This window comes from Anaeromonas frigoriresistens (assembly GCF_016820655.1).
GTDB classification, from domain to species: domain Bacteria; phylum Bacillota; class Clostridia; order Tissierellales; family SIT17; genus Anaeromonas; species Anaeromonas frigoriresistens.
This window is the reverse complement of record NZ_WSFT01000053.1, coordinates 196545-218397: the sequence shown is the minus strand read 5'-3', so window position 1 is coordinate 218397 and position 21853 is coordinate 196545. Positions and strand designations below refer to the sequence as shown.

The 21853-nt window shown below is 26.9% G+C and carries 31 protein-coding genes; 5 read left to right on the top strand and 26 right to left on the bottom strand.

Annotation, left to right across the window (positions count from 1 at the left end; translation table 11 throughout):
• Positions 1–76 precede the first annotated feature (76 nt).
• Entirely contained in the window at positions 77–508 is a 432-nt protein-coding gene (locus GOQ27_RS15185) for an HNH endonuclease (protein ID WP_203367728.1), read from the bottom strand.
• Between the two features lie 105 nt (positions 509–613).
• Here GOQ27_RS15185 and GOQ27_RS15180 point away from each other — a divergent pair, with 105 nt between their 5' ends.
• Positions 614–1813 (top strand): DnaB-like helicase C-terminal domain-containing protein, encoded by a 1200-nt coding sequence (locus tag GOQ27_RS15180; protein WP_203367727.1) that lies wholly within the window; start codon positions 614–616, stop codon positions 1811–1813.
• Between the two features lie 346 nt (positions 1814–2159).
• Here the strand turns inward: GOQ27_RS15180 and GOQ27_RS15175 are convergent, their stop codons facing one another.
• Genes GOQ27_RS15175 through GOQ27_RS15160 form a run of 4 tightly spaced genes read right to left on the bottom strand, consistent with a single transcriptional unit; the run spans position 2160 to position 4700 of the window.
• Complete coding sequence (locus GOQ27_RS15175; protein WP_203367726.1) at positions 2160–3041, bottom strand: hypothetical protein; 882 nt, start codon at positions 3039–3041, stop codon at positions 2160–2162.
• A gap of 58 nt (positions 3042–3099) precedes the next feature.
• Positions 3100–3528: a hypothetical protein gene (locus GOQ27_RS15170; RefSeq protein WP_203367725.1), complete on the bottom strand. Its 429-nt coding sequence runs from the start codon at positions 3526–3528 to the stop codon at positions 3100–3102.
• A gap of 56 nt (positions 3529–3584) precedes the next feature.
• Positions 3585–4388, bottom strand: coding sequence for a hypothetical protein (locus GOQ27_RS15165; protein WP_203367724.1), 804 nt, complete (start codon positions 4386–4388; stop codon positions 3585–3587).
• A gap of 21 nt (positions 4389–4409) precedes the next feature.
• A complete protein-coding gene (locus GOQ27_RS15160) occupies positions 4410–4700 on the bottom strand; it encodes a hypothetical protein (RefSeq protein ID WP_203367723.1) in 291 nt (96 codons plus the stop codon).
• Between the two features lie 176 nt (positions 4701–4876).
• Here GOQ27_RS15160 and GOQ27_RS15155 point away from each other — a divergent pair, with 176 nt between their 5' ends.
• Positions 4877–5479 carry a hypothetical protein gene (locus GOQ27_RS15155; protein WP_203367722.1) on the top strand — a complete coding sequence of 201 codons (603 nt, stop codon included), beginning with the start codon at positions 4877–4879 and terminating at the stop codon, positions 5477–5479.
• Here the strand turns inward: GOQ27_RS15155 and GOQ27_RS15150 are convergent, their stop codons facing one another.
• The 15 genes from GOQ27_RS15150 to GOQ27_RS15085 form a co-directional block, all read right to left on the bottom strand.
• Positions 5480–5641, bottom strand: coding sequence for a hypothetical protein (locus tag GOQ27_RS15150; RefSeq protein WP_203367721.1), 162 nt, complete (start codon positions 5639–5641; stop codon positions 5480–5482). It abuts the gene before it with no gap.
• Between the two features lie 16 nt (positions 5642–5657).
• Positions 5658–5876 carry a hypothetical protein gene (locus GOQ27_RS15145; RefSeq protein ID WP_203367720.1) on the bottom strand — a complete coding sequence of 73 codons (219 nt, stop codon included), beginning with the start codon at positions 5874–5876 and terminating at the stop codon, positions 5658–5660.
• Entirely contained in the window at positions 5858–6079 is a 222-nt protein-coding gene (locus tag GOQ27_RS15140) for a hypothetical protein (RefSeq protein WP_203367719.1), read from the bottom strand. Before GOQ27_RS15140 ends, GOQ27_RS15145 begins: the two co-directional genes overlap by 19 nt.
• 1 nt (position 6080) lies before the next feature.
• Positions 6081–6218: a hypothetical protein gene (locus tag GOQ27_RS15135; RefSeq protein WP_203367718.1), complete on the bottom strand. Its 138-nt coding sequence runs from the start codon at positions 6216–6218 to the stop codon at positions 6081–6083.
• A gap of 60 nt (positions 6219–6278) precedes the next feature.
• Positions 6279–6602: a BTB/POZ domain-containing protein gene (locus tag GOQ27_RS15130; protein WP_203367717.1), complete on the bottom strand. Its 324-nt coding sequence runs from the start codon at positions 6600–6602 to the stop codon at positions 6279–6281.
• A gap of 60 nt (positions 6603–6662) precedes the next feature.
• Positions 6663–7037 carry a hypothetical protein gene (locus GOQ27_RS15125; RefSeq protein WP_203367716.1) on the bottom strand — a complete coding sequence of 125 codons (375 nt, stop codon included), beginning with the start codon at positions 7035–7037 and terminating at the stop codon, positions 6663–6665.
• 62 nt (positions 7038–7099) lie between these two features.
• Positions 7100–8002, bottom strand: a complete 903-nt coding sequence (locus tag GOQ27_RS15120; RefSeq protein WP_203367715.1) for a hypothetical protein — start codon at positions 8000–8002, stop codon at positions 7100–7102.
• A gap of 22 nt (positions 8003–8024) precedes the next feature.
• A complete protein-coding gene (locus GOQ27_RS15115; RefSeq protein WP_203367714.1) occupies positions 8025–8378 on the bottom strand; it encodes a hypothetical protein in 354 nt (117 codons plus the stop codon).
• Positions 8379–8382: 4 nt separating this feature from the next.
• Positions 8383–8598 (bottom strand): hypothetical protein, encoded by a 216-nt coding sequence (locus GOQ27_RS15110; RefSeq protein WP_203367713.1) that lies wholly within the window; start codon positions 8596–8598, stop codon positions 8383–8385.
• Entirely contained in the window at positions 8588–9076 is a 489-nt protein-coding gene (locus tag GOQ27_RS15105; protein WP_203367712.1) for a hypothetical protein, read from the bottom strand. Before GOQ27_RS15105 ends, GOQ27_RS15110 begins: the two co-directional genes overlap by 11 nt.
• An 852-nt stretch (positions 9077–9928) precedes the next feature.
• Complete coding sequence (locus tag GOQ27_RS15100) at positions 9929–10273, bottom strand: GIY-YIG nuclease family protein (RefSeq protein WP_203367711.1); 345 nt, start codon at positions 10271–10273, stop codon at positions 9929–9931.
• 363 nt (positions 10274–10636) lie between these two features.
• Positions 10637–11689, bottom strand: coding sequence for a hypothetical protein (locus tag GOQ27_RS15095; RefSeq protein ID WP_203367710.1), 1053 nt, complete (start codon positions 11687–11689; stop codon positions 10637–10639).
• Positions 11690–11725: 36 nt separating this feature from the next.
• Entirely contained in the window at positions 11726–11902 is a 177-nt protein-coding gene (locus tag GOQ27_RS17555) for a DUF5659 domain-containing protein (RefSeq protein ID WP_350445927.1), read from the bottom strand.
• 200 nt (positions 11903–12102) lie between these two features.
• Positions 12103–15483, bottom strand: coding sequence for an RNA dependent RNA polymerase (locus GOQ27_RS15090; protein WP_252187878.1), 3381 nt, complete (start codon positions 15481–15483; stop codon positions 12103–12105).
• A 543-nt stretch (positions 15484–16026) separates the two neighbouring features.
• Positions 16027–16290: a hypothetical protein gene (locus GOQ27_RS15085; RefSeq protein WP_203367708.1), complete on the bottom strand. Its 264-nt coding sequence runs from the start codon at positions 16288–16290 to the stop codon at positions 16027–16029.
• 268 nt (positions 16291–16558) lie between these two features.
• Here GOQ27_RS15085 and GOQ27_RS15080 point away from each other — a divergent pair, with 268 nt between their 5' ends.
• On the top strand, positions 16559–16783 hold the full coding sequence (locus GOQ27_RS15080) for a helix-turn-helix domain-containing protein (protein WP_203367707.1): 225 nt from the start codon (positions 16559–16561) through the stop codon (positions 16781–16783).
• A gap of 42 nt (positions 16784–16825) precedes the next feature.
• A complete protein-coding gene (locus tag GOQ27_RS15075; protein ID WP_203367706.1) occupies positions 16826–16975 on the top strand; it encodes a hypothetical protein in 150 nt (49 codons plus the stop codon).
• 51 nt (positions 16976–17026) lie between these two features.
• Here GOQ27_RS15075 and GOQ27_RS15070 read toward each other — a convergent pair whose 3' ends face one another.
• The 5 genes from GOQ27_RS15070 to GOQ27_RS15055 form a co-directional block, all read right to left on the bottom strand.
• Entirely contained in the window at positions 17027–17590 is a 564-nt protein-coding gene (locus GOQ27_RS15070; RefSeq protein ID WP_203367705.1) for a hypothetical protein, read from the bottom strand.
• 10 nt (positions 17591–17600) lie between these two features.
• Complete coding sequence (locus GOQ27_RS15065; protein WP_203367704.1) at positions 17601–18923, bottom strand: FtsK/SpoIIIE domain-containing protein; 1323 nt, start codon at positions 18921–18923, stop codon at positions 17601–17603.
• Positions 18920–19054 carry a hypothetical protein gene (locus tag GOQ27_RS17375; protein WP_286673039.1) on the bottom strand — a complete coding sequence of 45 codons (135 nt, stop codon included), beginning with the start codon at positions 19052–19054 and terminating at the stop codon, positions 18920–18922. Before GOQ27_RS17375 ends, GOQ27_RS15065 begins: the two co-directional genes overlap by 4 nt.
• A gap of 123 nt (positions 19055–19177) precedes the next feature.
• Complete coding sequence (locus GOQ27_RS15060; protein WP_203367703.1) at positions 19178–19426, bottom strand: hypothetical protein; 249 nt, start codon at positions 19424–19426, stop codon at positions 19178–19180.
• On the bottom strand, positions 19423–20355 hold the full coding sequence (locus tag GOQ27_RS15055) for a ParM/StbA family protein (protein ID WP_203367702.1): 933 nt from the start codon (positions 20353–20355) through the stop codon (positions 19423–19425). Before GOQ27_RS15055 ends, GOQ27_RS15060 begins: the two co-directional genes overlap by 4 nt.
• Positions 20356–20601: 246 nt before the next feature.
• Between GOQ27_RS15055 and GOQ27_RS15050 the strand changes: the two genes are divergently transcribed.
• Entirely contained in the window at positions 20602–20808 is a 207-nt protein-coding gene (locus GOQ27_RS15050; protein WP_203367701.1) for a helix-turn-helix domain-containing protein, read from the top strand.
• Between the two features lie 276 nt (positions 20809–21084).
• On the opposite strand, the gene GOQ27_RS15045 is transcribed toward GOQ27_RS15050, so the two are convergent.
• Complete coding sequence (locus GOQ27_RS15045; RefSeq protein ID WP_203367700.1) at positions 21085–21711, bottom strand: hypothetical protein; 627 nt, start codon at positions 21709–21711, stop codon at positions 21085–21087.
• Positions 21712–21853: the final 142 nt, after the last annotated feature.

The following is a 21853-nucleotide window of genomic DNA, read 5'->3' as shown; positions in this document are numbered from 1 at the left end:
ATTTTAAATTATTGACCTTACCCTACCCTCTAGTTTTTCGCATAAAAAAAGCCTAAGCCATTCAATAGACTTAGAACTACTTCTTATACTTATTCTTAACTATCTCAAATAACTTCTCTTGCATCTTCTCCTTACTATCTTCACCTTTGTCATACTGACTCTCAACATAGTTATGCATACCATTACTCAATGAAATAAGATTCTTAGGATCTAACTTCCTACTACTATTCTCTTTCATAGGAATAATATGATGAACCATAGATGCAAATACTATTTCATTATTCTCTAAACTTAATTGACATAATCCATTATCTCTCATCAATACCAACTCTCTTGTATCTTTCCATGGTTTCCTATTATAAAACCTCTGTTCTTCTTTATCTCTTCTCTTTTGCTTATATTCTCTATGTCTTTGTTTCTGTGTATCTTTATGCTCCTTACAGTACTTTAAACTAACATCTACTAAAGTATTACATCCCATTTTACTACATTTTTTTTTTAATGGCATAAAACTCACTCCTATTACTAAGTACTTAATCGAAACGACAAATTCTGACATTTATTTATGAAATAACTTGGTATAATAGTTTTGTAAAGAAAGGTTGGTGAGATAATGAATAATCAGTATTATATTTATAGATTTTTAGATAATAATGATAATATTTTATATATTGGAAGAACTAATGATATAGATAGAAGGATACTTAAAGAGCACTCTACATCTCTAGGTCATCTACCTTCAGAATGTTATCAATCAATAGAAAAAATACAATATTCTGAATTTAAAAATGAATCAGAAGAAATAGCTTTTGAAGCAATATTGATTAATAAGACAAAACCAAAGTACAATATTCAATTCAAAGATGAAGGAAATTTTGAAATAGACTTACCTGTGTTTGAATGGAAAGATTATGTTTTTCCTTACGATGGATATTTAAAATATTTAAAGAATAGAAAAAATAGTATTCAAGATATAAAAGATCTCATATTACATGAAGTAGCCAATATAGGTATTGATAATGACTTTTTAACTACTGGTTATTTAGATTTTGATGAACGAACTTCTATTAGTAATAGCGATTTAATTTTAGCTGCAGGAGATACCTCAAGTGGAAAAACTACATATGCATTAAATATTTGTTCTCACCTAGTAATGAATAGAAATAAAAAAGTTTTATACGTTAATCTAAAAGAGGATGCTGAAATATTAACTAAAAAATTAATATCAAGAGATTCTCATATTCCTTTAGAGATAATAAGAAATAATACATTTACCGAAGAAGAAGTTGAAACATACTCAAAATCTTCAACTAAGTTATATAAATCAAATATACAATTTACTAATTTAACTTATGAAAATAAGACTATAGATAGTATTATAAAAGTAATAAAAACCGACTCTTATGATTTAATTGTTATTGATGATTTACAATGTATTGTTAATAATAAAGAAATATATATAAAAGATAAGTTTCTTGAAATTATGCAAAAATTTAAAAGTCTAACTACAGATATTAAGACACCAATACTCTTACTATCTGGAATTTCATCAGACAAACTATTATGTCGATCAGATAAAAGACCTACAATTTCTGATTTAGAATACGATAGTATGAAATCATTCCCAGATATAATTAAATTTTTATATAGAAACGAATTATATAATGAAGATATAGAGCAAAGAAATATACTTGAAGTAATTGTATTTAAAAATAGATTACACAAGTTATATGTATTTGAGTTAGTATGCTTAGATAAATTTAGCGGTATATATAATTTGGGAAACAATTTCAATAATCTTAAGCCTATATAATATTATATAGGCTTTTAAGATTTATAATTGATACTGTATATTATAACTTATAAGATTTTTACTTGTAATTTTTATATTCTATTGATTAACGGGAATATATTCTTTATATTATCTCTTCCTTCACATACTGTTCCTAACTGTAATCTCATATTTAATAACCTTTTTTTACTATCTATAAAAAGATCTAACGGTCTAAACTTATCATTCATTTTCTCTATTTTCTTATGAACTTTATTTAATTCCTATAAAAATTTGTCACTAGCTTTATTTAAATATAATTGATCTCACTGTATTCCTACTGATATAATTCCATTATTGTATGAAAAAAAAGCCTTTTAGGCTCTTTTTAAAAAGGTAACATATCTAATCTTAACAGTTTCATGTTTTTATCTAGACTTGAAGATATTATTTTTGTCACTTGTGTCTTAGTGGGTTTAATATGATATGATTGTAATTGCATATACATGTTTATTACAGAATTTACATTGCTTTTATTTTTACTAGGTTCAGAAATAGAGAAGTTTTCTAATTTTATATTTTCTTTTTTGCAATTTTTATAAATATTATTTATTAAATTATCTAAATTAATTTCTTCACTTGATTCAATATCTAATACAAATTCTTCGGTATAAGAACTTACTTGATATTTATTAGTTATGTTGTTGCTTAAATTCTGGATTAAAGCTTCTAAATTATCAATTCTATCTATTACATATCCTTCTAAATTTGTTTCATTACTACTAGCAGCCACTTCCCTAAATATCTTATCCTGAGTAGCGGAATAAATAGGGTTATCTTTATTTTCAACATCTAAACAACTATTAACCATTTTTACTAATTTACTTTTTAATTCTTCAGTACCGTACATATCATCGTTATAAAATATACTTCGTTGATCTACAATATCAAATGGCAACTTTGTATTATTTTCGCATATATGTACAATAGGTTTCATTGTTGCATGTCTAACTGCTAATTCATACATAACATTTGGATTAAGACCAGTTAGATTCGCTATAACTAGATCATCTTCAATGATTCTATTTATTACTTGCTTATTAATAGATCCAGGTGATGTAATTTCATGAGCTGCCTTTATATCTGTAAAACCCATTTCTTTTAAAATTGGTTTGATGACGGAATTGATGACACCATCAGCTTTTCTCCTAATCTCACTACCATCTCCACCTATAGGTGTTATAATAAAGCACTTTTTATTTACAGTCATTCTATTCCCTCCCATATAATCTATATAATTAGACATAATATGGGAAATTCCTTCATTATTAACTAAAAGTATTATTAATTTCTCTATTAGACTCATAAAAATTCTTATATATCTCATCAATGGTCTTATTAACAAGATAATCTAAAGGTAAAATATGCAATGCTCCATTGTTTAATTTTCTAACATACCCTACTTCCTCATTTTTAGGATATAAGATTCCTTTTTTGATTGCTTCTTCTTTTGACATAAACCCTAAATTTAACAATACTTCTTCTTTTTCCTTATATTCTCTTTCAACTCCATCTTTAAATTCTTCATATTCATCAATTATTCCTTTCAATACCTTGAACTTAAGTTTTTTTATATAATTGTCTTCCTTAAATTCAGATATTAATACTTCTAAATCCTTAGATTTCATATCTTGAATCTCATCCATTTTCCATCCATATTTAATAAATCCAGTAAGATAGTGAATATCTAATTCCATAGTAACATCTCCTTTTAATTTATTATATCGTGCATAAAAAAACTCCCACAAGGGAGTTATCTAGTACAAATTGGATTGTATTCTACAATATTATATTCATCTTCAATATTGCCTTCTCTTAATTTAGTTTTTAAAACATGTATATCATCTCTTATATTAATTTTTATTTCGTCTCTTTTATTTCTTAATGCGTGAATCCCTACATCAATAATATTACTAACTGAGCTAGATTTTGATTGAATGTCATCAAATATGTTAAAAATTTCATAAAGTAAATCTGTATACTTCATAGTTGATTGAAAATTTAATTGATATTTCTCTTCTATATCGTTTCTTATGTTTTTATTTTGATCATCTAACGGAGGATAAAATATATAAATTCTATTATTCTCTATACTTTGTATTTCATTAAAAGAATCAAATTTCTTTGTAAAGTCTTTAGACAACAACCCAATACAACACTTTAATCTATAATTTATTAGCTTAATCCAAGTAAGAATAATTATAGTATTATTAACTTTTTCTTTATGATTTGCCACTTCTAACCTTTCTTTTTTTTTATCATATTTCAAACTCAGGTCATGTAATTTACTATGATAATCTAATAGAATATTGTTATATAGTAGACGTATATCTCTAGTAGTAATTGATTCATTTCTATTTTTTAGCAATTCTTTTTTAAAATCATTTATCATACCTTCACTACCAACACCTGAACACCAACCAAGGTTAGGTATACTTGTCAGTTTAATTGCATCATCGCTAAATGATAATTGTTTTCCTATAGTATTTCTTGTAACTCTAGTATCAGTGGCAATAATTGACATAGTATCAGTTACATAACATATAGCAACACTCATTATATTCCTCCCAAAGTAGAATTACTCATCTATAAAAGTAGATTTACATTTTTCTAATACATCTATTTTTCTTTTGAGTGTAATAATTTCGTTTTTAACTCTATTTTCATGCTCATTTGCATAGTCAATATTTGATTTATTCTGTTCATATTTTAAGTTCATCATATAATAAAACTTATCTAAAAGTATCTCTTTTTCTCTACTTTTCACCATATTATTATACTCTATTTCCTTTTCTTCTAGAGAACTTTGTAACTCATTAAACAATTCATTATATACAACTTCTTGCAGCTTTCTTCCTTCTAATAGCACAAAATCATCCCCTTAAATTTGTATTTAATTACATACTTCTACAAATAAAAGGAAATCCCTGCAAATTTCTTGCATTTATATCTCTGATTTTTGTATTGTTATTATTAATGATATATAATATTATTAGAATATGGATATATATTCCTATATAAACTAATTTAAAGAGGAGTTATTTTATGAATAGAATAAAAATACCTGTTATACTAGCTATAATATTCTTTCTAGTTATGTTATCTATTATTGGACTTACAATTTCTCAAGATAATTATAACTTAATTTCTAATAAAGCTAATTTTATTTTCAATATAATAATTGCAACAACTGCTATTATTTCTTCTATTTTTGTTATTTCTAGTTACATAGAGACCAATAATGCTTTTATTCTTAGTCAGAAACCTTATCTACTTATTCAACTAGAGAATAGACATAATGTATATACTAAAGAACCTGTTACTAGAATAGCTTATACAAATATATCAAATAATTCATTTGAAGACTTATCAATAAATATTACTATTCATTCAGATGATAAAAAAATAAACTGTAATGATTTATTTAATAGAAATATGTATATGGCTTCTCGTGATTCTAGAATACGTGATTTTGAAGTTTTAAATATTTCTTTAAATAAAGGTTTTGATATTAATAATATAACTAACCAAGGAAAAAGCGTAAAATTGAAAGTTTCTTATGAATTTACTTTTTTAAATAGATTAAATAAAATTAATGTTCAAGAATATGAATGGAGCTTTGAAAAGCAGTTATGGGAAATATTATAATTATATACTTCCCTTAACCTTACCAATCGTATTAACAGCATTATTAAGTAAATTCTCTACCATACCTTTTTCAATTCTATTTTTCTTTAATTGAAATTTAATTGTTTGCAAATCAAACTCTAAATCCTCTAATACTTCTCTAGTTTCTTTTCTATCCATCATATAATTAATCCCCTTTCTATTCTATAACTTCCTTCAGTACATCTACTAATTCCTTAACATAACCTTCTAAACTATCTATACTATTACTTAAACTATCTAATCTCTCATCTAATTTATCTATCCTATTATCAATATTCTTCTCACTATCTTTAATTCTCCCAACAATATCAAGAATAACTTCTTCAAATAGATGAGCGAATCTATCTTCTAATTTATCTAAGTCCTTTTCTTCCATCTAAAAGCCTCCTTTAATCCTTGAATAGATTGATTATACTCAGCAATACTTCTACTCAAAGTATCTTTATATTCTTTATCACTTAATATATTTTTTATTTCATCATTGTCATGTTTATTAATAAATGCTCTTCTCAAATATTCTATTAATGCTATAAGTCCAATAAAAACAATAAAAATAATTCCTAATATAATCTTAAACATTCTATCTTTCCACCTTTCCTGTGCTCCACGCATAAAATTGTTTTTCATTCATCCTAAGAGCCATAGCTCGATCTTCCCTATTAGGATAGTAGTTTATATAGTAAATTCCTTCTTCTATAAACAATATCTCGTAATACAACTTTCTCACCCCTTAATTTTCTGCATAAAAAAAGATACCTTTCGATAGGTATCTAAGTTATTAATATTCTTTTTCAATAGATTCTAAATACTTAATCCCTTTATCTGTTATCTGAGCGTCACCATTTACTAAAACTGTATCTATTTGAAATCTTTTAGTTACTTCCACATTTTTTTCTGTTATATAATCTTCTCTATAAAGATAAGTATAAGCATTAATTAAATTCTGAGGGTCAGGCATCTTTCCTGGAATTAAAATATACTCAGAACGTTCAGTTTCTTCATTATATTTTTGTTTTGGCTTACTATTTTCATCTCTTAAACTCTTTAGAATAGCATATACCAACTCTTCTTTACTTGTTACTGGTATAGATTTAGCTCTCATTAATATCAGCTCCCATATATTAGTATATATTTATTATTCTACGTGTACATTTAGTTTCCTTTAATTAACTTCCAATATTCCTATAAAATTTTCTTTTGTATCTAAATAAATATGATAATATACTTTTTCTTTGGTTTCTTGGTACTTACTATAATTAAATAACATAAGATATGCTGTATCAACTAAAACTTCATCATAATTACTTAAACCTTCTATTTTATCTGCATTAAAGTCAACCTTATCAATATAGTATTTACTTATGTACGTATTTATTAATGCCTTAGAATCTATTGTATTGTCCTGTATCTCTTTGCTCAACGACTTCATTTCCATATATAACACTTTATTCTCTAAGCCATATGGTAGAGCTGTAAAATTATAAACTAAAGCAACATACAAAATAATAAGCCCAGGAATCAATATTTTCTTCCTCATACAAAAACCTCCAGAATAGTTTTAATTAACTATTCTACATATAACTTTAATATCCTTTAAATTTATGCATTGTATCTATCAATTAGATTTGAATTAAATAAATCCTCAACACTTTCAGAATCTCCAATTTCAACCCAATTAAAAGATACACTTCCTAATGCTTGATCTAAATTATTATTATAGCTAATATTAGGATTTAATACTGTAATTAAACTCATCTCTCCATTATGTCCTTTTAATAACTTGGGTGCTTTATTGGTAAAGAAATCCATCATAGATTCCCTTAACTTATACTCACTTTTAGGATCTATCTTCATATTGTTATCTACTGTTTGAGGAGACACAATTAAAGCACTCAAATTTCCTTTGTCATAATTTAAACTACCATTAGATACAACTATAGGATATTTCCCATTAATAGGTTCAAATACTTGATTCGGACTTACTCTTTCTTTATCTCCATATGCTAATTCATATGCTAATTCATATGCCTTTTCTCTTTCTACAATAAATGTAGTGTAAAATTCTGACTTAATGGTACTTGTAATATAGTCTCCTTCAGTTCCATCGGCTAATATTGGTATTAAAGCATATTCATACTCTTGATTAGAACTATTTAGATAGTCATATAACTCAAATTCTAACTCTTCTTTATACGAGATTTCTTTTAAAGTTATCCAATTATTTAAATCTTCTATTTTACGTCTCTTAATTCTTATATAAGATACCTGATCACTATAGAAACTTACGTTACCTGCTAACAAATTATCCAGGAATTTAGCATGTATTACTGTTTCATATTTCCAGTCAGTTTTTAAATTACTATATTCCGACTTACCTTCTTGATCTACCATTACCTCATCAAAAACACCATGTTGCACTCTTAACTTCTTAAATTCGTTAATTGCAATCGGACTTGTGTCGAGACTATCTTTATCACTCGCAAAATCTAATCCTAAAAACATTAATTCACCCTCTTCATAATATTTATTCCTCTATACTTAACTTAATTTTATCTTCTTCTATATATAATTCTACCTCAATGTCATGTTCTTCTAATATTCTATTTATTGAATCAGCTTTTTCTATGTAATAATCTAATTTTCGATTAGCCTTATCGATATTTTCTAATAACTTTATAGCTTTTAACTCCTTCAACATACTTGTAGGCATCTTATTCAATACCTCTTGGTCAACATTAAATTGTAATATATCTCTATTAATTTTAGATACTTCACCTAAAACATTACTAAGCAAATCTATTAGATACTGATCTCTAAAATCCCTATTATAATAAGAATAATCCATTTCCTCTAATAACTCGTCTATCAATTCTTCCATCACATTACCCCCTTAGTATATCTTCCATATCCATTTCAGCCCATTGGCTCATATATGGATAATTCTCACTAAACTTCTTTTCAAAATCCTTCTTAAGGACTTTCATAATTGAGCTTACAGTCAACTTATCCTTCTTAGACATTCGACTAAACTCTCCACCTGTCCTTATTAATATTTCATCTAAAGCTTTGTTTATATATGTATAATCTCTACCTAGCATTTCTCTTTTTCACCTCTACATTAACGCCTAAACTCTCTAACTCTGCCATTAATATCTTAGCCTTTTCTTCTTTTTTGCGTTGTTCCTCAGCCTTCCTTTTTTCCTCTTCTTGCTTACGCTTAACCTCTTCTTCATCAACTATTGATCCTTCTTTAACAGCTGCTTTATATAATTTATTTAATTTATTATTTGCATCTTTAGTTATCTTAATATTGTCATATATCCTATCTCTTAAGAAATCGTGTTGGTCTTGCATGCTTTTTACAAACCCCTTAAATATGCGTTTTTGCATCTCTTCTAAACGTACATTTAATTCACTTTTAAAAATTTTCCTTATTTCATCATAGTCAATATCAATTTTTGAATTTTCAATTTTAACATCTTTACTTTCTTTCACATGAACAGCCCCTTTTTTATTATTAGATACAGTTTTCTTTTTTAACTCTTCTAATTTTTTCTTATCTTCATCTTTAATCATTTATAATAACCCCCTAGAATTCTATGATTTTATAATTTTTTCTCTTAAACTGTTACAAAATAATGGGGTGGAGTACAAAGCCCTCCACCAAAGGCGTAAATAATATGGTTTGACCAATAAGAATAGAAATTCAAGTAGTAGAGTATTAGCTGCCCTCTACAATGACGGTAACAGTTTTTAATTCTTAGATGTAAATCGAGTCTTTATTTTACGTCTCACTCTACTAGACAAAATTTATATAATTAAATTATTTATATAAGGAGAGCAAGGTATATAGCCCCTTGCAATGGCATCAAAAAGAATAGTTATCGCCACAATACTTATTTTGAGTCGTGATTGTGAGCCGACCAAATTTATAATAATATTAATTATTTACATAAAGGAGAGCAGAGTATTATAAGCCCTCTGCAATGGCAATAAAAGAAGAATTTTATGTTGCACAAGTTTTTTATTTTACGTCGCCCTTGTGAGTTCGACAAATCTATATAATATAAATTATTTTAAAAATAAAAGAGATAGTAACTTGTACCACCTCTTGTGTGTATAGAATCCTCGCTATACTCATCATGTTTTTAGTTTTTGTAGGAGCCTAGGACTTGAACCTAGATAAAACATGCAAAATTACCGTAATATCATGACTAAAACTAAAACAATAGTAAAGTTTTATCTTTATCAAAGAGTCTGCACACTCTCTAACATCAAATTAAATTTGTATATGACTCCATGATGTATTATATTTTATTGAATATAAAGTACCTCTTTTTACACCATAGACTAATGCAAGCTCGGTAGGACTTTCACCTTCATGCATTAATACCTTTATTTCTCTTACCTGATTTTCTGTTAGTATAGCTAATGGATTCCCACTACCCAACTTTGATCTGATAACTTAAATGTTAATGGTGCGTATGAATCATATTTAGAGTTATAATCATCTTCTGTACAATAGATATCTATGTAATGCTTCTCTAAATCTCTCAAATCATCTAAATCATCAACTTCCAATAAAATATCAAATATAAAATTATCTTCTCCATACTTATTAAAATCTTCTTGTAACTGTTTATTTATATGTTTATCTCGTCTTAACAAGCTAAGATGTTTCTGTATTCTTTTCTTATAGTTTACAGTGCTACCAATATAAATTTTATTACTTGATATATTTGCAATACTGTAAACACAAGCTACCTTTTTCAATTTCCTCATCTCCTAAATTTGCATATAAAAAACTACTCAAACCAAAATTGGTTTAAGTAGTTCTATAATCGATATAAATGTATTATGTATTAAAGGTTAAAAGCAGGCATCCCTTTTGCTTCGCTATCGCTTGCAAAACGTTTCCTTGCTATCCAGAAGAAAAAGCGTCTTCTGTCTAGCATATTAAATATTATAGTTTATGCTTTTTTGAAAAGTAACACTAATTAAAAGAGTTATATTATATATATACTATAATCCCTTTAAATGGTGTTACTTTTTTATATAATAAATATTAAATAAATTATAATTCATGAACGCAAGTGAATGTCATTTATTTGTTTGATTTGTGTTATATTTGATTAGTTAAAATGGAATAGAACTATCATCTGCTGTGTAAAATTCATTATAATTATTTATATAAAATCCTGTATTAGAACTCTTAACAGTTTCACACTTCAAATCATTTATACCTTCAGACATAATCAAATCAAAATCATACTTTGACATATATGTTTCTGGTAAATTCCATAATAAGTTGTTTAGTTTGTCTATTTGTAATGTATATTTATCGTAAGAATAAGGATAATATATATCATCCAAATCATCTTTTGTTTTTTTATTTTTAACTGCATCGACTACAGATTTAATAAGTCTTTCCCTTAATTCATCCGTATACTCTTTAACTTTATCTGTCTTTTGATTAATTAATTTAATACAATAAACATTCCAATAAGACAGTATATCTAGTTTTCTACTTACTTTATTTTTAAACTGTCTATTTACATCTAACAAGATTCTATTGTGAGGTTTTATTCCCATTTCTTCATAAGTTTCAATTTCATATTTTTTAATTAATAATTCCATTTTTTCATCTGCAAGATTTTCAGTAAGATTTTTATCTCTTATATTGATTCTTTTTTCATATGTAATAATACCATTTTTATGCAATCTATTTAACGATGTTTCTAGGCATTTTCTAACTATATTATTAAGTTTCTGTTGATATGTAAGCGTAACTCCTATACCTAATTTATTACTTTCTGCAAACTTTTTATAGCCTGCTTTATTTAAATCTACATATTTAGTAGTAAAAAAGTCTAATATATTCATCATTTCGCTAAAAGATTCTTCTATATAATTATAGTCTATTAAAGTATTTATTATTATTCTATCCATTAAATCTTCATACTTTGTGTTTGAAATGTGTCCGCCATTATTTATTCTGCCATCTGTTTTAGGCTTTGGCTCTGAGTACACTTCGTCGACTATAAACTTATGACCTGTTTTGTGATATTTACAATATCTTTCAAATTCTTTGATATGATATTTTCTACCTTTTCCTTTGGTAGGTTCTACATCTAATAAATTGCATAGTTGTTTATAATTTTTTATTACCTGTCCTTCCTCTAATTTCATAGGCTGCTCCTTTCGATATATATTCGATTAGATTAATTAATTATTATATTTAAACATAGCACTTCTTAACTCATCGCTGTCATTAAAAAGAAAAACTTTGTAATGTGAGTTTTTATCGTCATCTATAACTCTGTATAGATCAAAACCCGCTCTTATTAAATACGTCATCATTTTAATACTTTTTATTACGTAAAATTGGTTATTATCTTTCATTAAAATAGCCACCTTTCGATTAGATTAAATAGTTTAAGAATAGGCTACCTCGCCCTTTCTCGTCCTTAGCCGCGTTGTCGGCTTAGGGCGAGGTAGCCGAATAATATTAATAGAATATAAAATATATAAAATTTATTATTAAGCCCCCGCCCGTTTCTCGCCCGAAGCCACGTAGTGGCAGAAGGGCGGGGGCTGATACATTATACTTCTAAACTACTTAATTCAATATCCACTGTACTTTTATTTACTTTAACAACTTTACACTTTACTAATTTATATAGATAATCTCTCAAATACACTTCTTTCTCTAAATCCCATGTATCTTGATTTCTAATAGTTCCTAACTCTTCACCATTTAAAAATAATTTTAGATCTTCTCTATGAATACAAATCGAAAGAATATCTTCATCAGATATATTAAGTAATATATTTTTAATTTCTTTTACATCACCATTGAGTTTTAATAACCTACATTTAAAATCAATAAAATGCTCTAATTCTGAATTAATTTTAAATATTGTTTCATTCTCATTAAATTGTATTCCTTCCGATTCTTTAGGTATCTTTAAATATACATGACCTCTGAAATCTTTATCTACTTCGAATGTTCCTTTTTTGTTTTTTAACAACTTATTATTTAGAGGAATACTTTCTCCATTTACAACAACTTTGTTATTTTTAATACTTACTAAATTTAACTTCTCTTTTATTTCTTCTAACTCACGTAATCTAATTATTTCCGATGTAATTTTTCCTTTATTTTTTTCAATATTAAGAAGTAACCCCTCTTTAAATATCCAAGCAAAACTATAATCTTTACTCTTTTTGTTTAAAAATTTATCATTCTTGGTTTTATCTTCAGTCAATACATAGGAGATAATGACTGCCGCACTTGCTAATACTGAAGGATCATCGCCTAATTTAATATCTTTATCCTCAAATAACTTTATTTCTTCACATTTATTAATCGTTTCTTCATTTAACTCGGTATACTTTTTATTAATAATCTTCAGTTCTTTCTTAACTTTATCTGTTTTTCTTTTCTTTTCTTCTTCTATTTTTTCTTTGTTAATCTCTTTTCTTCTCTCTATAAAATCATTATGAATGGGAGCAATAGCTTTAATAATTTTAGTCATAGTTTTACTATCAAATCTATCGTAATCAATTAACTTGTTATATAACTTATTGTGATCTATCTCTATATTTTCAGGTTTAACTAATTTTTTATTTAATTGCTTAATGCTACCTTCCATATACACTTCTAAAGATTTTACAAATTTATTGAAAGGAGATTCCGAATCATTATAAAGAAACTTTTGACCACCCTTTACATGTCTTAAGAAATAAGCTTTTTTCTCTGCATGTTTCTTGATGATTTCTGGTATTGCAATCTCATCTCCAATTCCATTTTTAGCTGCATCTATATAGGCTGCTTGTAAATACTTAACAACTGCAATAGGTAACTCAACACTTCTTAAGTCACCTTCTTCTAAAGCACTATCTGCAATAGTAGTCCCCAACATAGTCACAGCACCTATTTTATTTTCTAGGTTTTTAAGCTCAAAGATATTGATTATATTATCAATGTTATATTCAACGCCATTCGCTGTAACTCCATCATCATCATTTACAATTACTTTATCTTCTAACACTGCATCTAATAATATTGGATTTTTAAATATTCCTAATAAATCTCCATCCATATCCATTCCGCTATATTTAGCCATTTCAGGCGATTTATTAGATATCTGAACTATATTATGTAGGTGTTGAATCCACTTATTATTACTAGTAACAAACTTTTCTTTTCCTACTTCATGCCATGAACACAGTGGATTACGAATACAAACTCTATAACCTTCTTCTCCACTTGTATAAAATTCATAAGGATTAAGGAAACCTGTTACCTTACTTTCATCTCTATATCCTGCCCACTCTAAAAATTGAATCATATCCGTAGCTACATATCTATAATTACCTTCCGTCCATATTTCTCCTTTACAAATATCTTCTAATATTCCTATGATCTTATATAATACTTCTTTCTGAATATGAGGTTCCCATATTAAGTCTTCATTTTTAGATAGTGCTTCATAAATAATGTCTATTCTATCATCGTCTTTATCTATATTTTTAATTATCCCTAAAAGGCTTTTAACTGAAGATACATCGCCTTCTAGAGCCTTTTCGATATATCTCCCTGTAGAATTTGCTAATTTTTTAATATCTTTCTTACTTAGATTAAGAGCATTAATAAATTGATATGTCATTTTCGTGTATTCATCTAATTTATCTTTTGCATAGTTAGCAACTCCTAATTTATTAAATCCATAGAAGTCTCTAAGTCCTTCATACTCCTGGAAGTTTCTAAATAACCATTCTTTTTTATCAGAGCCATCTTCTTTCCTACCTACTACCTCTAATTTTGCCTTAAACATAGATTCGGGTATAATCATATCTAACTCATTTACCGAATACTCTTTTCCCCAAATGCCCTTTATATGAGTAATACCTTTTTCTTTAAAGTAGCTCTTAAAATCCATTCTCACGACTAGCCCTTTTATATAATTTTGTCTTATTTGCATTGCATTAGTTGTATAATTTAATCCAAGTAACTTACTAATCTTGTCAGCCACATCATAACTCATTACTCCATTTCCATCAAAAATTTCTACTTCTATTTCATGCTTATCGTCTTCTACAACTTCGTAGCCTACTGTATATTTGTTCATTGGTATATCTGGACTTTCTTCAGTTTGGTCGAATTTATATTTTCTATAATAATTTCCTATGTAACCATAAGGTTTATCTAATTCATCAATTTTAACTCTTCTGCCTAACTCTCTCCATTGAGCAGGAGTATGACCGTCTTTCTTTTTCTTATAATTTTTCTTTAAATATTCATTGGTGAATTTCTTGTTAATTTCTTCCGTTTTAGTTATATAGTCTTCATTATATTCCTCTTCTTTTCTAAGCAATTCTTCATATTTTAAATACTCAGGATCATTAATATCTCCTTCATACTTTTTAACTACCTTCACATCTTCATATATAGTTCTAGTCATATCTTCTATTACACATATTCTAGGTTGTATAGGCAATAAATAAACCGAACTAAGCATAAGACCTATAGCACTTTCAAACTTTGATATAGTACATTTTTTTGGTGTCTTTCCTAGAGAAATAAAATCTTTGAGCTTATCATGCCATTCTTTTTCAATAAATAATGTTCTAACCTCTCTAGTCATTGATGCAGATTTACCAAATCTAATATAATGTTTATCTGCTATGTATACTCCATTTTTCATAATTTCTATATAATCATCGTTATCTTCTTTAATTCCATCAGCTTTTAATATAAAAATCTCTGGTATATAGTTTTTAATTTTATTTCCCTCTTGATCGAATCTCTCATAATTGTATTCTTTCTTCATAATTCTATATAAGGTATCAAATATTATATTTTCACTATTCGAATATTCTTCTCTATTGTCTTTATCTAAAATTAATATACCTTTTTCTTTCTTAACATCACCAAATCTATAAGCATTAACATAATATTGTTTTCTTTTTATTTTCATCACTATCACTTTGCCCCCTCAAATTTTTCTCTCTCTATTTTTTCGGTACTTGAATAATTTCTATAAATTAGGTAATATAATATATATAAAGTTAATTAAATATAGGCACGTTTAAAGAAGTGGACTATTCCACCCTTTAAAACAATGACGAATAAGGATGGTGCCACCCATCCTAATTCAGCCCTTTATTTAACTTTATAATCTAATTACATAAAACTTTTAGAAAATGGATGGTTGCAGCCATCTTTTTTCTTTTGCCTATTTTTAATATATATGTTCACTAAATTCCTCCTTTTAAATAGTAACTCTTATAAAAAACTTCCCCTAAAACCTATGTACCTTTCTCATTCACATAATTTGACCCCCTTTTCGCCAGGTACGTATAATTTTTATTATAACGCACCTTTTTCTCTTGACATTGAATTTGCAGTGTGTTATAATTTACTTAGGAACGTTGTATCCCTCTCCATAAACTATTATAGCATGTATACAGAATTTGTCAACTAAATTTTGGTTATTTTCTGTCTTTTTTTATGCCTTTTTTTATATAGTTTCTACTACTCTATTTTTATCTAAAATCAGCCTTGTAAATATTCTATCTAAATTACTATACTCATCCAATAGCCACCAAAATCTTACCTTTTCATGTATATTTAAATTAAGATACTTATTATAAAAATAATTAGTCCAACCTTCTATATTCTTAATATCCATGTTTTTAACAAATTCCCTAATAGATCCTTTACCTTCTGTCTCACATATTCCATATACCTCTTCTATGTAACTATTCATATTACTTTTTAACATTTACAATTCCCCCTAATTATTATTTTAAATAACCTCTTTAAACCAATCTCTATATCCCCTATCCTTGATTCTTTTTGATTTCCCTTTTAAATTGCTTGACATCCATAATTCCACCTCCAATAAATATAATTTCTTAACCCTTATCTATATAATATAACTCTTAGAGTTATTTGTCAATAACTTTATGCGATATTTTATAACATTTTATTGATAAATTTTAGCTCTCTGTAATATAATATAATCATAAGAATAATAAGGTGGTGAATTTATGATCAAGATTAAAGTTTCAGAATTACTAGGGAAACATAAAATGACTCAAAAGGATTTAGCAGAAAAAGCAGATATAAGACCAAATACCGTAAGTCTTCTTTACCATGAGAAAATTCAAAGATTGGATGTTGATATGATTGATAAGCTATGCAAAGTTTTTCAATTAGATGACATTAGAGATTTAATAGAGTACCTACCAGAAAATACTGATAAAAATAATTGATAAATTTTACCATTAATTAAAATATAATAAAGGAGCGATTAGATGAAGTGGCTTAATGAAAACACATTTGAGATCATAGATGAAGAAACAGGTATGTCTATAACCATTGAAGGCAATCCAAACGCAACTGAAAAAGAAACTGAAGAAATAAATATGGAATTATTAAAAATACTAGCGAGACAGGATATATAGTTTATCTTGTCTTTTTTATATTAATTAGTTATCCATAAAGAAAAAGAGTAGTTAACAGTTAACTACTCTTTTAATATTATCTAGACTTTGATTAACTTTTATTATATCTACCACATCACTATCTCTTACTTTTCTATTAGTTACTACTATAAGTTTAGGGAATACATTAAATGTCTTTTTCCATACATCAGAGTAATATAGTCTTTCATACTTCAGTATATCTGGAGACTCATTTCTAGTCTGTATTTCTACAAATGATATCATTAAAGATTCATCTAATTCTTTGTATGCTACCAATGCATCCGCTCTAATATTGCCTATACTATACTCTTTTCTAAAGCCTAATACTTCTGTCATCGATGCTATTTCTCCATAAAATGATGTTAGCAATAAACTATGTTTCCACTGCTTAGGAAATTTCAAGTAATATATATAATCTTCGCATATATTTTTTCTTGTTCTTCTGATTTCTTTATCTTCGGTTAATGCCTTTAATTTCATTTGACACCATCTTATAGTTTTGTCTTTAAAGAACACAGAGTGTAAACATCTAGTAGTTGCCACTTTATACTCTTCTAAGAAATTAATAAGATCCATATCAACTTTATTAAACATATTACACCTCCTAGAAAATTTTTCTAATAATACTTTTATTATCATCTTTTTTCTTAGAAGGTTTACTAAAATCTAACTGCTCATATTCTTCTTTGGTGAGTTTATTTGCCATGACTTTACTTGTATCATTCTTTACTACTTTCCTTTTCTTATTCTTAATTTTATTAGCAGATTGATTTATTAGCCTTTGAGCTTGAGCATAATCTAAATAAAATCCTTGAAATTCAGTTTTCTTTCCTTTTAACTTTAATATTCCATGTCCGTTCCCTCTTAATTGTTCTAATCCATCACTATCAATAATCATTCTACTATCTAAAGCTTCATCTACTCTTAAACCTATCTTAGTCGGTATATTAGCTTTTATTTGACCTGTAATAACCTTTTCTGTTTTAGATGGTCTTTGGGTAGCTAACAATAAATGAATTCCTGTAGACCTAGCCTGAGTTGCCAATATCTCTAATGTTTCTATACTATCTTTAGTATTCTTACCTCTTAATATAGCCATCTCATCAATAACCACTATTTCATGTTTCAGTTTGTTTTTAGGATTTTCTCTATTATACTTGTAAATATCATTGCAACCAGCTTTAGATATTTTATCTCCTCTATCCCTTACTTCTCTTTCAACTCTGGTTAATAGTTTAATAGCATCTTCTTTATTTGTAATAAACTCCTTAACATTAGGATGATTCACAAATATCCTTAATTCAGTTCCACCAAACTTAAGATCACACAAATATAATTTAATATCTAATCTAGTAAGGATATAAGTTAATATAGCTCTTAATAGTGTAGATTTTCCTGAGTCTGTTTCTCCTGCAATTAATATATGAACTGCTTCTTCTAAATCAATTGTTACCAAACTTTCTCCATAAGTGTAACCTATAGGTATTTCTAATTTACCTCCAACATCCAAGTCATCATAATAGTCATATTGAGTCTTTAACCTATTTTCGTAAACCTCAAGCAACATATTTCTACCTTGATGGTGTTTGATATTCAGTCTGTCGCAATCTATATATTGATATATAGCAGACTTTCTTTTCTCAAAATCATCAGTTGACATACCTCTAGGGATTCCAAACCTTAAGCAATAACCATAATCAGTATTAATCTTTTCTCTTAATCGAGGTTTATTTTCTATTCCCATAGAATCCCATAACTTATACCATTTATTACTTTTGTGTAGAAAATCATCAATAAAGTAATAACTTCCTACTCCAAATATTGCTGCTGGATATATTACGGGTAATGAAGGAGCTAGACTCATCATCCCAACCCCAGTTATTACACACAATATACTTATATCAAAGGTATTCTTTTCTTTTTTCATTGTATTTCCTCCAATTTCCATACATATTTTATGACTTGACTGGGAATACTAATTATAGGTATAAGTTTTGGCTCGGTTGGAGCAGGTCGGTCATCCACTTCTCTCGCTTCCGCTCGCTCGTTCCTTCCCATAACTATATAATACTTATATCTAATTCCCTAAAAATACACATTTCTCTACTTAGTTTCGAACGAATAGAAAATGAACACTAAATGAACATCAAAACGAATAGATAACGAAGTAAAGTAGACAATCTATTTACTCAAAGATAATAATCCTTGAAATTGATTCTTGAATTGTGATAAATCTTTTTTATCTTCTTTTTTTATATTCTTAATATCTATTCCTTCTAAATAATCTGCTAATATATCTTTTAACTTCTTTCCTTCTATATCCTGTCTTATTAGGTTTCTTATATATTTGCTAGAGTTATTTTGTGATTTCAGATAATCATATAGTTCTATTTCATCTAAAGGGAAACTTAAAGGAAATATTTTTCTCATTTTGACATCACCTTACCGATTTCATTAAATATTTCGGCATTGCCAAAACAATAATTATTTACTTGATATGACTGAGGAATTAATTCTTTAATATAATCTTTTAATTGTTCTGATCCTCCCCCACCTAAGAGTACATATCTTGCTTCGGTTAGATTAGTTATTAGTTTAACCTTCTTATATATCTCTTCTGATCTCTCTTTAAATAAAGGTTCATATATAGATTTAAATGTTTCTGTCTCATTTCTTCCTTGAATAAATAATCCATTTTCAAACTTACTTTCCATATCCCAGGCAGAAAAATCAGTATAATAGATATTGTTTATGCTATTAGCTATTTTGTCATAAATAGGTAAGATTCCTAAATTAAAGCTATCGTATCCATCGGTGATATTGCAATTCCTATAGACACTCACATCTACAGACAATCCTCCAATATCAATAGCAATAACTTTTTCATTTGAAAATTTACTTACATCTTCTCCATATAAAAAACCAGAGGATTCAGGTAATACCTGTATATCATTTATTTTAATTAATTTTCTATTAGATCCTAATATTACTTCTGTTTGCTTTCCTACATTTAGTAATTTTCTATAAGTGTCTTTAAACCTAAAATATTTACCTATAGGTAATCCAAGATTTACAAGATTATATTCTAAGTATTTATCATAGTGATTATTTGCTAATGCGTAGTAGATACAAACTTTTGTATTGTATTGAGTTGTTTTAGCCAAGTCTGTTGCAAAATCGTATTTATAATTTAATGCATGGTCTCCTACATAAAACTTTTTATCATCCATCTTGAATATTTCATGTTGATTTATCTTAAAGTTATCCTTAACAGGAGCTACTATAGATTTAAATACATTTCTGTTAGAGTCCTTTGTTAAAACACTTCCTTTGTCTATTCCGATACTATCAATATACATCTAATCCCTCCTTAAATTATTTACACCTGTATATACCGTCTCCTTTACCTTTTAGAAAGTATATACTCTTGTAAATATATATTAGTAATATATTAAAATTATTAATCAATTGTGACTACTTTTTGTAATTTTTAAGTGTTTTTTTTAATTATTGAGGAATTTAGATTTAATAAGAAGGATTTAAGGAAATAAAAAAGAACTTTAATAAATAAACATTTATATATAAGAATTAACGGGGGGATAAAATTGAAGATATCATATAAGGGATTGAGAATTCGAATGGCTGAGAAGAATATAAGAGCAGCTGACATAGTAAAAAATGCTAATGTTAGTCAAGCGACTATGACTAGAATTAATAGAGGGGAGTCTACTTCTCTAAGTATCTTATATGAGATATGCAAATACTTAGATTGTAATATAGGAGATATTGTAAAATTTATATATGATGAGTAAATTTTTTGATGTGGATTTTATTAATTAAAATATAATAGATAAATAGGATAATAAAAACAGCCCTTATATTTCGATTCTAAGGACTTCAATTTTCAAGGTATACAATGATACCATAACTTATTTTAAATAGTAACTTGCCTACCTCAACAGGCAGGGTATAGGTGATAATTCGTCTTTTATACTATCCAACATACTATTTATAAATAATATAATTGATACTATAAAAGAATTTATTCTATAAAAAACAGCCCCTTCCAGGACTGTATAATATAAAACTTATTCAAATGTTTTTTTGTAATTAGATATTAATTCTTTAGTATTCTTTTTATATTCTTCTCCAGAAGGAAAATATAATTTTTCTAGATATATTTTATATAACTTCTTTTGGTCTTTATCAGGATATGTTCCAAACATTCTTGCTACATCATCCCAGCTACCTATTTTATCAATAAACTCTTTAAATTTATCCCTTGCAATATCTGCTAAAACATCCATAGTAGGGCTTATATCTGGTATGTTAGAAAAAACTCGTAGATTTCTTTTCTTATCATCAGATGATACTTCTTTAAAACTTATTAAAACTTGTTTTTTCTTCATAAATGTATTTCCCATACTTATATAATCAAAGATAGATATTTTATATTCATCTAAAATTTCTCCTATTTTGTTAAATTGAGAATTTAAAACTTTTTGAATTTGATTGTGCTTTATTTCAGTATTTTCTTGATCTAGTGGTTCAGTTAGTATAGTTTTTGACTTATCAAATTTTGCATAAGAGTACTCTATTCTCAAATCATAACTAACATTGGCTTTAAACTTTTCTTGATTGTACTTAAGATATTCGTTCAGTTTATCTGGAAAATCCCTTTCAAAGATACTTGCATTAAATTTTATTTCTATCATTTTGTCATCTCCTTTTTATTAATTAGTTGAAATATAATAAATAATTTATTATAATGGTCTTAATAGATATACTTTTATCCCACCACATCTTATTTTTCAAAAAGTAAGAAATGCTGGGTTAGGAGATATAATATTTAGTTAA

What these genes read in the sequence shown, in the direction of transcription:
- GOQ27_RS15185 (WP_203367728.1), bottom strand. Translation starts at nt 508, where the DNA reads ATGCCATTAAAAAAAAAATGTAGTAAAATGGGATGTAATACTTTAGTA.
- GOQ27_RS15180 (WP_203367727.1), top strand. Translation starts at nt 614, where the DNA reads ATGAATAATCAGTATTATATTTATAGATTTTTAGATAATAATGATAAT.
- GOQ27_RS15175 (WP_203367726.1), bottom strand. Translation starts at nt 3,041, where the DNA reads ATGACTGTAAATAAAAAGTGCTTTATTATAACACCTATAGGTGGAGAT.
- GOQ27_RS15170 (WP_203367725.1), bottom strand. Translation starts at nt 3,528, where the DNA reads ATGGAATTAGATATTCACTATCTTACTGGATTTATTAAATATGGATGG.
- GOQ27_RS15165 (WP_203367724.1), bottom strand. Translation starts at nt 4,388, where the DNA reads ATGAGTGTTGCTATATGTTATGTAACTGATACTATGTCAATTATTGCC.
- GOQ27_RS15155 (WP_203367722.1), top strand. Translation starts at nt 4,877, where the DNA reads ATGAATAGAATAAAAATACCTGTTATACTAGCTATAATATTCTTTCTA.
- GOQ27_RS15150 (WP_203367721.1), bottom strand. Translation starts at nt 5,641, where the DNA reads ATGATGGATAGAAAAGAAACTAGAGAAGTATTAGAGGATTTAGAGTTT.
- GOQ27_RS15145 (WP_203367720.1), bottom strand. Translation starts at nt 5,876, where the DNA reads ATGGAAGAAAAGGACTTAGATAAATTAGAAGATAGATTCGCTCATCTA.
- GOQ27_RS15140 (WP_203367719.1), bottom strand. Translation starts at nt 6,079, where the DNA reads ATGTTTAAGATTATATTAGGAATTATTTTTATTGTTTTTATTGGACTT.
- GOQ27_RS15130 (WP_203367717.1), bottom strand. Translation starts at nt 6,602, where the DNA reads ATGAGAGCTAAATCTATACCAGTAACAAGTAAAGAAGAGTTGGTATAT.
- GOQ27_RS15125 (WP_203367716.1), bottom strand. Translation starts at nt 7,037, where the DNA reads ATGAGGAAGAAAATATTGATTCCTGGGCTTATTATTTTGTATGTTGCT.
- GOQ27_RS15120 (WP_203367715.1), bottom strand. Translation starts at nt 8,002, where the DNA reads ATGTTTTTAGGATTAGATTTTGCGAGTGATAAAGATAGTCTCGACACA.
- GOQ27_RS15115 (WP_203367714.1), bottom strand. Translation starts at nt 8,378, where the DNA reads ATGGAAGAATTGATAGACGAGTTATTAGAGGAAATGGATTATTCTTAT.
- GOQ27_RS15110 (WP_203367713.1), bottom strand. Translation starts at nt 8,598, where the DNA reads ATGCTAGGTAGAGATTATACATATATAAACAAAGCTTTAGATGAAATA.
- GOQ27_RS15105 (WP_203367712.1), bottom strand. Translation starts at nt 9,076, where the DNA reads ATGATTAAAGATGAAGATAAGAAAAAATTAGAAGAGTTAAAAAAGAAA.
- GOQ27_RS15095 (WP_203367710.1), bottom strand. Translation starts at nt 11,689, where the DNA reads ATGAAATTAGAGGAAGGACAGGTAATAAAAAATTATAAACAACTATGC.
- GOQ27_RS17555 (WP_350445927.1), bottom strand. Translation starts at nt 11,902, where the DNA reads ATGAAAGATAATAACCAATTTTACGTAATAAAAAGTATTAAAATGATG.
- GOQ27_RS15090 (WP_252187878.1), bottom strand. Translation starts at nt 15,483, where the DNA reads ATGAAAATAAAAAGAAAACAATATTATGTTAATGCTTATAGATTTGGT.
- GOQ27_RS15085 (WP_203367708.1), bottom strand. Translation starts at nt 16,290, where the DNA reads ATGTTAAAAAGTAATATGAATAGTTACATAGAAGAGGTATATGGAATA.
- GOQ27_RS15080 (WP_203367707.1), top strand. Translation starts at nt 16,559, where the DNA reads ATGATCAAGATTAAAGTTTCAGAATTACTAGGGAAACATAAAATGACT.
- GOQ27_RS15075 (WP_203367706.1), top strand. Translation starts at nt 16,826, where the DNA reads ATGAAGTGGCTTAATGAAAACACATTTGAGATCATAGATGAAGAAACA.
- GOQ27_RS15070 (WP_203367705.1), bottom strand. Translation starts at nt 17,590, where the DNA reads ATGTTTAATAAAGTTGATATGGATCTTATTAATTTCTTAGAAGAGTAT.
- GOQ27_RS15065 (WP_203367704.1), bottom strand. Translation starts at nt 18,923, where the DNA reads ATGAAAAAAGAAAAGAATACCTTTGATATAAGTATATTGTGTGTAATA.
- GOQ27_RS17375 (WP_286673039.1), bottom strand. Translation starts at nt 19,054, where the DNA reads ATGGGAAGGAACGAGCGAGCGGAAGCGAGAGAAGTGGATGACCGACCT.
- GOQ27_RS15060 (WP_203367703.1), bottom strand. Translation starts at nt 19,426, where the DNA reads ATGAGAAAAATATTTCCTTTAAGTTTCCCTTTAGATGAAATAGAACTA.
- GOQ27_RS15055 (WP_203367702.1), bottom strand. Translation starts at nt 20,355, where the DNA reads ATGTATATTGATAGTATCGGAATAGACAAAGGAAGTGTTTTAACAAAG.
- GOQ27_RS15045 (WP_203367700.1), bottom strand. Translation starts at nt 21,711, where the DNA reads ATGATAGAAATAAAATTTAATGCAAGTATCTTTGAAAGGGATTTTCCA.